A 10,621-nucleotide genomic window follows, 5' to 3' on the forward strand; every position below is an offset into this window, starting at 1 on the left:
TCAGATCCCCAACTCTTGACGCTGGCGCTTCAAGTGCTCCGGCATCTCTTTATAGACGTCTTCGAACATGGTCGCGGCGCTTGGAATCTGGCCACCGGCCAGGGTGCCGTACTGTTCGGCTTCTTTCTGCGCCTTGAGCACTTCGGCTTCAAGCTCGGCACTGACCGCCGCGTGCTCCTCTTCGGACCACTGGCCAATCTTGATCAGGTGCTGCTTGAGGCGCGCAATCGGGTCGCCCAACGGGAAGTGGCTCCAGTCGTCGGCGGGACGGTATTTGGACGGGTCATCGGAGGTGGAGTGAGGGCCGGCGCGGTAGGTCACCCACTCGATCAGGGTCGGCCCCAGGTTGCGGCGGGCGCGTTCGGCGGCCCAGGCAGAGGCGGCGTACACCGCGACAAAGTCGTTGCCGTCCACCCGCAGGGAAGCGATGCCGCAACCCACGCCGCGTCCGGCAAAGGTCGTGGCTTCACCGCCGGCGATGGCCTGGAAGGTGGAGATCGCCCACTGGTTGTTCACAACGTTAAGGATCACCGGCGCCCGGTACACGTGGGCGAAGGTGAGGGCGGTGTGGAAGTCGGATTCGGCGGTGGCGCCGTCGCCGATCCAGGCCGAGGCAATCTTGGTATCGCCCTTGATCGCCGAGGCCATGCCCCAGCCCACGCCCTGTACGAATTGGGTGGCGAGGTTGCCGGAAATGGTGAAGAAACCGAAGTCTTTTACCGAGTACATGATCGGCAACTGGCGACCCTTGAGCGGATCACGCTCGTTGGACAGCAGTTGGCAGATCAGGTCGACCAGCGGCACTTCCCGGGCCATCAGGATGCTTTGCTGGCGGTAGGTGGGGAAGCACATGTCGTCGATGTTCAAGGCCAGGGCCTGGGCGCTGCCGATGGCTTCCTCGCCGAGGCTTTGCATGTAGAACGACATCTTCTTCTGACGCTGGGCGACCACCATGCGGTTGTCGAAGATCCGCGTCTTGAGCATGGCACGCATGCCCTTGCGCAGAATCTCCACCGGTACGCCTTCGGCCCACGGGCCGAGGGCCTGGCCCTGATCGTCGAGCACGCGAATCAGGCCTTTGGCCAGGTCGGCGGTGTCGGCCGGTTCTACGTCGATAGGGGGTTTGCGCACGGTGCCTGCGTCAGTCAGGCGCAGGTAGGTAAAGTCGGTCTTGCAGCCTGGGCGGCCCGAGGGTTCGGGAACGTGCAGGCGCAGTGGTTCATACTGCTGAGTCATGGCTTTCTACGCTCTATCTTGTGAATTTCTTGTAGTGGGCGCGGTAGCTGACAGTCCTTCTTCGGGTAGAAGAAATCTTGTCCTACAACAATCATAGGCTCGGCTCAGGAGAATATTTATCTCTGTTTCGTTGCGTTGGAGATCATTTGGGGATAAAAAAACTGCATAAACATAATAAACAGGTGGTTTTGTCTCATGCGCAAACTGGACCGTATCGATATCGGCATTCTGAACGCTCTTCAGGAGAACGCCCGCATCACCAACGCCGACCTGGCCCGCTCGGTCAACCTGTCGCCCACCCCGTGTTTCAACCGGGTGAAGGCCATGGAAGAACTGGGGCTGATTCGCGACCAGGTGACGCTGCTGGACGCCGACCTGCTGGGGTTGCACGTCAATGTGTTCATCCATGTCAGCCTGGAAAAACAGAACGAACTGGCATTGCAGCAATTTGAAGGGGCGATTTCGGACCGCCCCGAAGTGATGGAGTGCTACCTGATGGCCGGCGACCCGGATTATTTGATCCGGGTGCTGGTGCCGACCATCCAGTCTTTGGAGCGTTTCATGATGGATTTTTTGACCAAAGTGCCGGGCGTCGCCAACATCCGCTCCAGCTTCGCCCTCAAGCAAGTGCGCTACAAAACCGCGCTGCCGCTGCCGGCCAACGGCATCAACCTCGGTTAAAGAGCCCTGTTCCTAAACAACAACACAGCCCAACTGTGGGAGCTGGCTTGCCTGCGATAGCGGTGTGTCAGACACCCCATCTGGCGGCTGGTACTCCGCCATCGCAGGCAAGCCAGCTCCCACAGTTGTCAATAATGCATTTCAGAGTTGGTTAAGCGGAATCTTCAAGTACACCACTCCATTCTCTTCCGCCGGCGGCATCACCCCGGCCCGCACATTCACCTGGATCGCCGGCAGCAACAACGTCGGCATGCCCAACCCGGCATCCCGCGTGGTGCGCATTGCTACAAACGCCGCCTCATCCACCCCGTCATGCACATGAATATTCCCCGCCCGCTGTTCCGCCACCGTGGTCAGGCACTTGGCCGCGCGGCCTTCAGGCGGATAGTCATGGCACACATAAAGGCGGGTTTCAGGCGGGAAGGCCAACAACTTGCGCATCGACGCAAAGAGCTGGCGCGCATCCCCACCAGGAAAGTCGCAACGTGCCGTGCCCACATCCGGCATGAACAGCGTATCGCCCACCAGAATCAGCGAGTCTTCAATCAGGTAAGCCATATCCGCCGGCGTATGCCCCGGCACATGCAGCGCCTGGGCCTTCAGCTTGCCGATGTGAAAAACCTCATCCGGCGCAAACAGATGATCGAACTGCGACCCGTCCACCCGAAATTCCGGCTCCAGGTTGAACAGGTTCTTGAACACCCCCTGCACCTTGCTGATGGACTCGCCAATCGCGATCTTGCCGCCCAGCTGCCGACGCAGATACGGCGCAGCCGACAAGTGATCCGCATGGGCGTGGGTCTCCAGCAACCACTGCACCTGCAAGCCATGCTCGCGCACAAACGCGATCACCTGGTCTGCCTGGCCGGTACCGGTGCGCCCGGAGGCCGGGTCGTAGTTGAGCACCGAATCAACGATGGCGCACGGGCCACCGTCCGTTTCATAGACGACGTAGGTGTAGGTCGACGACGCCTCGTCCAGAAAGGATTGAATCAACGCTGACATGACGGGTTTCCCAGATAGCTAATGGCGACTTACATTCAGTTAGGTTTCCACATAACCTTGTGAGCTTAAGTGAATTAAAGGACCCGAGGCAAAGGATGGCATCGTGGTGGCAAACAGCTAGGGCGTGGTGCCATACGGCAACGACCCTTGCGTGCATTAACTGAAAAAGGCCATAGACCATGAACGACCAACACTGGGGCCCTACCATCAGTGGCGATATCGTAGTCATCGGTGGCGGCTCGGCGGGCATCGGCCTGCTGGCCAGCCTGCTCAAGCGCGACCCGCACCTGAACCTCATCCTGATCGAACCCAGCGACCATCACTACTACCAGCCGGCCTGGACCCTGGTGGGCGGCGGCGCTTATGACGTTACCAAGACCGTGCGCCCCATGGCCGACGTGCTGCCCAACGGCGTCACCTGGATCCAGGCGGCGGTCAGCGAATTGCTGCCCGAGGAGCAAACCCTGGTGCTCGACAGCGGCCAGCGCGTCAGCTGGAAAAACCTCATCGTGTGCCCGGGCCTGCGCCTGGCCTGGGAAAAAATCGAAGGCCTGCCGGAGACCCTCGGCCAACACGGTGTGACCTCCAACTACAGCTACCAACATGCCGCCTACACCTGGCAACTGGTGCAGCAACTCAAGCAGGGCAAGGCGATCTTTACCCAGCCGGCCATGCCGATCAAATGCGCCGGTGCCCCGCAAAAGGCCATGTACCTGTCGTGCGATCACTGGCTCAGGCAGGGTGACCTGAAAAACATCAAGGTCGAATTCAACCTGGCCGGCGCCGCGTTGTTTGGCGTGGCGACCTTCGTGCCGCCGCTGATGAAGTACGTTGAAAAGTACTCGGCGCAACTGGCCTTCAACTCCAACCTGGTCAAAGTCGACGGCCCGGCGCGCAAGGCCTGGTTTGAAATCAAGGACGCCGAAGGCAACGTGCGCGTCGAAGAGAAAACCTTCGACCTGCTGCACGTGGTCCCGCCGCAGGTCTCCCCGGACTTTATCCGCAACAGCCCCCTGGCCGATGCCGCCGGCTGGTGCGAAGTGAATCCCCAGAGCCTGCAACACCTGCGTTACCCGCACATCTTCGGCCTGGGCGATGTGTGCTCCACCACCAACGCGAAAACCGCCGCGGCGGTGCGCAAGCAAATCGTGGTGGTGGCGGAAAACCTGCTGGCCCTGCGCAAACAGGCGCCTTTGCCTCTCAAGTACGACGGCTATGGTTCCTGCCCGCTGACGGTGGAGAAGGGCAAGGTGGTGCTGGCCGAGTTCGGCTACGGCGGCAAGCTGCTGCCGACCTTTCCCCTCGACCCGACCGTGGCGCGGCGTTCGGCGTGGTTCCTCAAGGCGAGCTTCCTGCCGTGGTTCTACTGGAACGGCATGCTCAAGGGCCGCGAGTGGCTGACCCGTCTGGCCAAGGTGGATTGAGGCAACCCTATGCTGCTGGCAAGTTTGCTGGGTGTGTTGATGGGCTTGGTCATGGGCTTGACCGGTGCCGGAGGCGGTATTCTTGGCGTCCCGGCGCTGGTGTTGGGGCTGGGTCTGACCATGACCCAGGCCGCGCCCGTGTCGTTATTCGCCGTGGGTGCGGCTGCGGCCGTGGGTGCAGCCGACGGCTTGCGCCATGGCCTGGTGCGTTACCGCGCGGCGCTGCTGATTGCGCTGCTCGGCGCGCTGTTTTCGCCGCTGGGGGTGTTCTTCGCCCACCAGATGCCGGAGAAGGTCCTGATGGGCCTGTTCAGCGCGCTGATGGTGCTGGTGGCCTGGCGCATGCTGCAGCGGGAGAAGATTGAGGCCGGGCCAAGCGACCACGGTACCGCGTCCTGGGGCCAGAAGAACTGCATGCTCGACCAGCAGACCGGGCGATTTTCCTGGACGGCCAAGTGCACCGCCACCCTGGCGGCCCTTGGCGCAGTGACCGGCGCGGTGTCGGGCCTGCTCGGCGTGGGCGGCGGCTTTCTGATTGTGCCGGCGTTCAAGCAACTGACCGATGTGCAGATGCGCGGCATCGTCGCCACCTCGCTGATGGTGATCAGCCTGATCTCGTTGGTCGGCGTGGTCGGGGCGTTTCATGCCGGGGTCCGTATCGAGCCGATGGGCTGGGTGTTTATCGGCTCGAGCATCGTCGGCATGTTGGCGGGGCGGCGCCTGTGCTCGGTGATCAAGGCGCGCACCCTGCAGGTGGGCTTCGCCACCCTGTGTGTGCTGGTGGCGGTGGGCATGTTGGCGCGGGCCCTCATCCAGGCGCCTTGAAACAGGCTCAACTTCCAGGTCCTGCGGTATCAGCGCCGCAGATAGGCGCTGAAGTCGATATCCCCGGCACTGAGAATCGCCTGCACCCGATTGTGCACATTCAACTTGCGCAAGATCGCCGAGACATGGGCCTTCACCGTGGTCTCGGCAATTTCCAGGCTATAGGCAATTTGCTTGTTCGAGTCGCCCTTGGTCATCCGCTCCAGCACCAGCAATTGCTTGCGGGTCAGCGCTTGCAGCAGTTCCGGCGCAAGCCTCAGGCAATCATTCATGCGCCGCTGCCCGCCGATTTTCTGACTGCGAATGATGTCCGGCGGCAAATACACATTGCCGTTGAGAATCTGTTGGATCGCCTCGGTCATTTGCAGCCTGGGCGAGGACTTGGTGATAAACCCCACCGCGCCATAGGTGATGGCTTGCAGGACGATCTGCTTGTCCTGCTCGGCAGACACGATCACCACCGGAATCGTCGGCGCCTCGTTGCGCAGGTTGATCAGGCCATTGAGGCCGTGCATGCCGGGCATGTTCAGGTCCAGCAGGATCAGGTCCAGGTCATCGTGCTCCTGGGTCAGGGCCAGGGCGCTGTCCAGGTCGGCGGTCTCCATCACTTCGCTGCCCGGGAACCCGTCGCTGATGACGTTGTGAATCGCTTCGCGAAACAGCGGGTGATCGTCGGCAATCAGAATTTTGTACATGGCCGTTCACCTTATTTTTTTGCTTATTCAAGCCGGTCCAATCCATAGGGGCATGCGGCTATTACATGCCAGTCTCGATCCCTTGGGAATGCGACGATAGAGAGGGAAACCAGTACCAAAGTAGTAGATCGTGCCGTGGGTCGCGGGTCCAGCGCTACCCATTGGTCTGATTGCATTCAGTGCCGGATGGGTTAGTGTGGGGTGCATTCTCCAAAATAATAAAAACAGGCTTACCAATGAGCCCGAACCTGAGTCTCCTGCGTAAATTCGTTTCCCCTGAAATCATCTTTGGCGCCGGCTGCCGGCACAACGTAGGCAACTACGCCAAGACCTTTGGCGCGCGCAAGGTGCTGGTGGTCAGCGACCCCGGTGTGGTCGCCGTCGGCTGGGTGGCCGATGTCGAAGCCAGCCTGCAAGCCATCGGCATCGACTACTGCCTGTACACCGCCGTCTCGCCCAACCCCCGGGTTGAAGAGGTGATGCTCGGTGCCGAGGTCTACCGCGAAAACCATTGCGACGTGATCGTCGCCGTCGGCGGCGGCAGCCCGATGGACTGCGGCAAGGCCATCGGCATCGTGGTCGCCCACGGCCGCAGCATCCTGGAGTTCGAAGGCGTCGACACCATCCGCGTGCCGAGCCCGCCGCTGATCCTGATCCCGACCACCGCCGGCAGCTCGGCGGATGTCTCGCAGTTCGTGATCATTTCCGACCAGCAGGAGCGCATGAAGTTTTCCATCGTCAGCAAGGCGGTGGTGCCCGATGTGTCGTTGATCGACCCGGAAACCACGGCGAGCATGGACCCGTTCCTTTCGGCCTGTACCGGCATCGACGCGCTGGTGCACGCCATCGAAGCGTTCGTGTCTACCGGCCACGGCCCGTTGACCGATCCCCACGCCCTGGAAGCCATGCGGCTGATCAACGGCAACCTGGTGCAGATGATCGCCAACCCCGGCGACATCGCCCTGCGGGAAAAAATCATGCTCGGCAGCATGCAGGCCGGGCTGGCGTTTTCCAATGCGATTCTCGGCGCGGTGCATGCCATGTCCCACAGCCTCGGCGGGTTTCTCGACCTGCCTCATGGCCTGTGCAACGCGGTGCTGGTGGAACACGTGGTGGCGTTCAACTACAACTCGGCGCCGGAGCGCTTCAAGGTGATTGCCGAGACCTTCGGCATCGATTGCCGGGGCCTCAACCATCGGCAAATCTGCGGCCGGCTGGTGGAGCATCTGATCGCGCTCAAGCACGCGATCGGCTTCCACGAAACCCTCGGCCTGCATGGCGTGCGGGTGGCGGACATTCCGTTTTTGTCGCAGCACGCGATGCACGACCCGTGCATCCTCACCAACCCGCGCGAATCCAGCCAGCGTGACGTCGAGGTCGTCTATGGCGAAGCTCTCTGACGATCAGCAACGGGCCCTCGCCGGGCTGCTGGGGCTGGGCAACCATTCGGCGCGCAAGAGTCATTACCCGGAACTGACCGCGCGCCTCGATGAACTGGAGGCCGAGCGCAAACGCTACATTCGCCTCAACGATGAACTGGAGCAGCGCGTTGCGGCACGCACCGACGAGTTGCTGGAAGCCAACCACAATCTGCAACAGCAGATCGCCCAACGCGAGCGGATCGAGCAAGACCTGCGCGATGCCCGGGACGCCGCCCAGGCGGCCAACCGCAGCAAGGACAAATACCTCGCCGCTGCCAGCCATGACCTGCTGCAACCCCTCAATGCCGCGCGCCTGCTGATCTCCACCCTGCGCGAGCGCAACTTGCCCAGTGTCGAACAGGTGCTGGTGGAGCGCACCCACCAGGCCCTGGAAGGCGCCGAGGATTTGCTCACCGACCTGCTGGACATCTCCCGTCTCGACCAGGCGGCGGTCAAGCCGGACATCGCCCTGTACCGCCTCGACGAACTGTTCGCGCCGCTGGTCTCGGAATTCCAGTCGGTCGCCGCAGCAAAGGGGCTGAACCTGCGAGCGCACACCGGCCGCTACGCGATCAACACCGACCTGCGGCTGATGACCCGCATCCTGCGCAACTTCCTCAGCAACGCCTGCCGCTACACCAGCGCGGGCTGCATCCTGCTGGGGGCGCGGCGCCGGGGCGATCGCCTGCGCCTGGAAGTGTGGGACACCGGCCGCGGGATTGCGGCGGACCGTCTGGATTCGATCTTCCTGGAGTTCAATCAACTGGACGTGGGCCGCGCCGCTGACCGCAAAGGCGTCGGGCTGGGGCTGGCGATTGTCGAGCGCATTGCCGAGATCCTCGGGTATCCGGTGGCGGTGCGTTCGTGGCCGGGGCGCGGCTCGATGTTCAGCATCGAAGTGCCCATCAGCGAGGAAATGCCGTTGCCCATCAGCGTGGTGGCGGCGCAACCGGGCGCCGGCAATCCGTTGCCGGGCCGCCGCCTGCTGGTGCTCGACAACGAAGTCAGCATCCTCGACAGCATGAGCGCGTTGCTGGGGCAGTGGGGCTGCGAGGTGGTCACCGCCACCGACCAGGCGGACGCGCTGGTGGCGTTGCAGGGCAGGGCGCCGGAGCTGATCCTGGCCGACTATCACCTGGACCATGGTGTGGTGGGCTGCGAGGTCGTGCGCGAGTTACGCGAGCATTTTGGCTGCCGTATCCCGGCGGTGATCATCACCGCCGACCGCACCGACCAGTGCCGCCGCGCGTTGCAGCGCCTGGGCGCGCCGTTGCTGAACAAACCGGTCAAGCCCGGCAAGTTGCGAGCGGTGTTGAGCCAGTTATTGGCCCAGGGCCTTGATACCCGTCAACACCGGACGTGACGCTTTGCCTCATGCTGTCGGCCTGATTTAAAGGTCGACGGAGAACCCCATGAGCGCCCCCGCAACAACTGCTGCTTCCTTCAAGTTGCCCTTGGGCCTGGTGGTCGGCGTGCTGGTGATGGCCGGCGTGCTGCTGTTGCCGCTGCCGGCTGACTTGCCGGTGGCCGGGCACCGGATGCTGGCGATCCTCGCGTTTGCCGTGGTGGTGTGGATCACCGAAGCGGTCTCCTATGAGGCCAGCGCGATCATGATCACCTCCCTGATGGCGTTTCTGCTCGGCACTGCGCCGTCGCTGCAAGACCCGACGCACCTGATCGGTTCCAGCCCGGCCATCAGCATGGCGTTGACCGGGTTCTCCAACCCGGCGTTGGCGTTGGTGGCGGGGGCGTTGTTTATCGCGGCGGCCATGACCCACACCGGCCTGGACCGGCGCATCGCGCTGGTCACCTTGACCCGCGTGGGCACCAGCACCCGGGGGATTCTTGTCGGGGCGATTGCGGTGACCGTCCTTCTCAGCCTGGTGGTGCCCAGTGCCACAGCCCGCAGCGCGTGCGTGGTGCCGATCATGATGGGGGTGATTGCGGCGTTTGGTGTGGACAAGCGTTCCAACATCGCGGCCGGGATCATGATCGTCGTGGCCCAGGGCACCAGCATCTGGAACGTCGGCATCCAGACCGCGGCGGCGCAGAACCTGCTGACGGTGGGCTTCATGGACAAGATGCTGGGGCAGCGGGTGTCGTGGATCGACTGGTTGATCGCGGGGGCGCCGTGGGCGCTGATCATGTCGGCGGTGTTGCTGTTTCTGGTATTGAAGCTGTTGCCGCCGGAGAGTGACAGCATTCCTGGGGGCAAGGAGGCGGTGGCACAGTCGCTGGCGGACATAGGGCCAATGACCGGGCCGCAGAAGCGCTTGCTGACGGTGTCGGTGTTGCTGTTGCTGGCGTGGGCCACGGAAGGCCGGTTGCACAGCTTTGATACGACCTCCACGACGTATGCCGGGTTGGTGTTTTTGCTGATGCCGGGGATTGGGGTGATGACCTGGAAGGATGTGCAGTCGCGGATTCCGTGGGGCACGGTGATTGTGTTTGGGGTTGGCATCAGCCTGGGCACGGCGTTGCTGACTACCCAGGCGGGGCAGTGGCTGGGGTCTCAGGTGGTGGCGCACACCGGGTTGGATCAGGTGGGGCCGCTGGGGGTGTTTGCGATTCTGGGGGCGTTTCTGATTGTGATTCACCTGGGGTTTGCCAGTGCCACGGCGTTGACCTCGGCGTTGTTGCCGATTTTGATTGCGGTGTTGCAGACGTTGCCTGGGGAGTTCAGTCGGCTGGGGATGACGATGTTGTTGGGGTTTGTGATGAGCTACGGGTTTATCCTGCCGATCAATGCGCCGCAGAACATGGTGTGTTTGGGGACGGGGACGTTTACGGCGCGGCAGTTTGCCAAGGTTGGGATTTTGGTGACGTTGATTGGGTATGGGTTGATGTTGGTGTTTGCGGCTACGTATTGGAGTTGGTTGGGGTGGATTTGAGGGGGTGGGTGTACATATCCGTTATTCAGGTAACGGCCGCCTATGGTTTCGCTCTTACAGCGACTCACTTTGCAAAAGCGGCAAAGTAACCAAAACGCTCTGCCCCGCCTGTCGGCACCTCGCCTAGGCTCGGTGTTCCTCACTCCGGGCTGAATGGGGCAGTCAGATCAAAATCAAAATCAAAAGCACGGCGGCCTGAAAGCCGACCTGAGTGGTAGAAGCAAAGGCAAAAGCCGCTTTTCTGTAGGAGCTGGCTTGCCGGCGATGCAGACAACTCGGTACATCAGATACACCGAGGCGATGCCATCGCAGGCAAGCCAGTTCCCACATTTGACCGTGCCCGCTCTGGCTTTAGATTTTGATGTTGCCTTTGCTTCACCACACTCAAGCCGGCCTGTAGGCCGCTGTGCTGTTGATCTGCTTTTGATCTTGATCTTAGGCGC

At 62.1% G+C, this 10,621-nt stretch carries 9 protein-coding genes and 1 pseudogene; 7 read left to right on the plus strand and 3 right to left on the minus strand.

Translation table 11 applies throughout. From position 1 onward, the window contains the following. Nucleotides 1-1,236, minus strand: coding sequence for a 3-methyl-2-oxobutanoate dehydrogenase (2-methylpropanoyl-transferring) subunit alpha (locus tag M2400_RS25600; RefSeq protein WP_010166769.1), 1,236 nt, complete (start codon nt 1,234-1,236; stop codon nt 1-3). A 195-nt stretch (nt 1,237-1,431) separates the two neighbouring features. Here M2400_RS25600 and bkdR point away from each other — a divergent pair, with 195 nt between their 5' ends. Then, nucleotides 1,432-1,917, plus strand: a complete 486-nt coding sequence (gene bkdR, locus M2400_RS25605) for a Bkd operon transcriptional regulator BkdR (protein ID WP_003212855.1) — start codon at nt 1,432-1,434, stop codon at nt 1,915-1,917. Nucleotides 1,918-2,058: 141 nt separating this feature from the next. Here bkdR and M2400_RS25610 read toward each other — a convergent pair whose 3' ends face one another. Then, nucleotides 2,059-2,922, minus strand: coding sequence for an MBL fold metallo-hydrolase (locus M2400_RS25610; protein ID WP_259198874.1), 864 nt, complete (start codon nt 2,920-2,922; stop codon nt 2,059-2,061). Nucleotides 2,923-3,101: 179 nt separating this feature from the next. Here M2400_RS25610 and M2400_RS25615 point away from each other — a divergent pair, with 179 nt between their 5' ends. Both M2400_RS25615 and M2400_RS25620 read left to right on the plus strand, forming a co-directional pair. After that, nucleotides 3,102-4,346, plus strand: a complete 1,245-nt coding sequence (locus M2400_RS25615) for an FAD/NAD(P)-binding oxidoreductase (protein WP_259198873.1) — start codon at nt 3,102-3,104, stop codon at nt 4,344-4,346. A 9-nt stretch (nt 4,347-4,355) separates the two neighbouring features. Next, nucleotides 4,356-5,171: a sulfite exporter TauE/SafE family protein gene (locus tag M2400_RS25620; RefSeq protein WP_177079840.1), complete on the plus strand. Its 816-nt coding sequence runs from the start codon at nt 4,356-4,358 to the stop codon at nt 5,169-5,171. Between the two features lie 29 nt (nt 5,172-5,200). Here M2400_RS25620 and M2400_RS25625 read toward each other — a convergent pair whose 3' ends face one another. Next, complete coding sequence (locus M2400_RS25625; RefSeq protein ID WP_177040867.1) at nt 5,201-5,866, minus strand: response regulator transcription factor; 666 nt, start codon at nt 5,864-5,866, stop codon at nt 5,201-5,203. Nucleotides 5,867-6,102: 236 nt separating this feature from the next. On the opposite strand from M2400_RS25625, the gene ercA reads away from it, so the two are divergent. From ercA to M2400_RS25645, 4 genes and pseudogenes are all read left to right on the plus strand, one after another. Then, the gene (gene ercA, locus M2400_RS25630; RefSeq protein WP_177040869.1) at nt 6,103-7,266 is read left to right on the plus strand and encodes an alcohol dehydrogenase-like regulatory protein ErcA; all 1,164 of its coding nucleotides are present in this window, start codon (nt 6,103-6,105) and stop codon (nt 7,264-7,266) included. Beyond that, complete coding sequence (locus M2400_RS25635) at nt 7,250-8,650, plus strand: hybrid sensor histidine kinase/response regulator (RefSeq protein ID WP_259198872.1); 1,401 nt, start codon at nt 7,250-7,252, stop codon at nt 8,648-8,650. Before ercA ends, M2400_RS25635 begins: the two co-directional genes overlap by 17 nt. Before the next feature lie 49 nt (nt 8,651-8,699). Continuing rightward, nucleotides 8,700-10,178 (plus strand): DASS family sodium-coupled anion symporter, encoded by a 1,479-nt coding sequence (locus tag M2400_RS25640; protein ID WP_177040873.1) that lies wholly within the window; start codon nt 8,700-8,702, stop codon nt 10,176-10,178. A 153-nt stretch (nt 10,179-10,331) separates the two neighbouring features. After that, nucleotides 10,332-10,621 (plus strand): annotated as a pseudogene (locus M2400_RS25645) (hypothetical protein); the annotation flags it as partial.

This window comes from Pseudomonas sp. BIGb0558 (genome assembly GCF_024807515.1).
Classification (GTDB): domain Bacteria; phylum Pseudomonadota; class Gammaproteobacteria; order Pseudomonadales; family Pseudomonadaceae; genus Aquipseudomonas; species Aquipseudomonas yamanorum_A.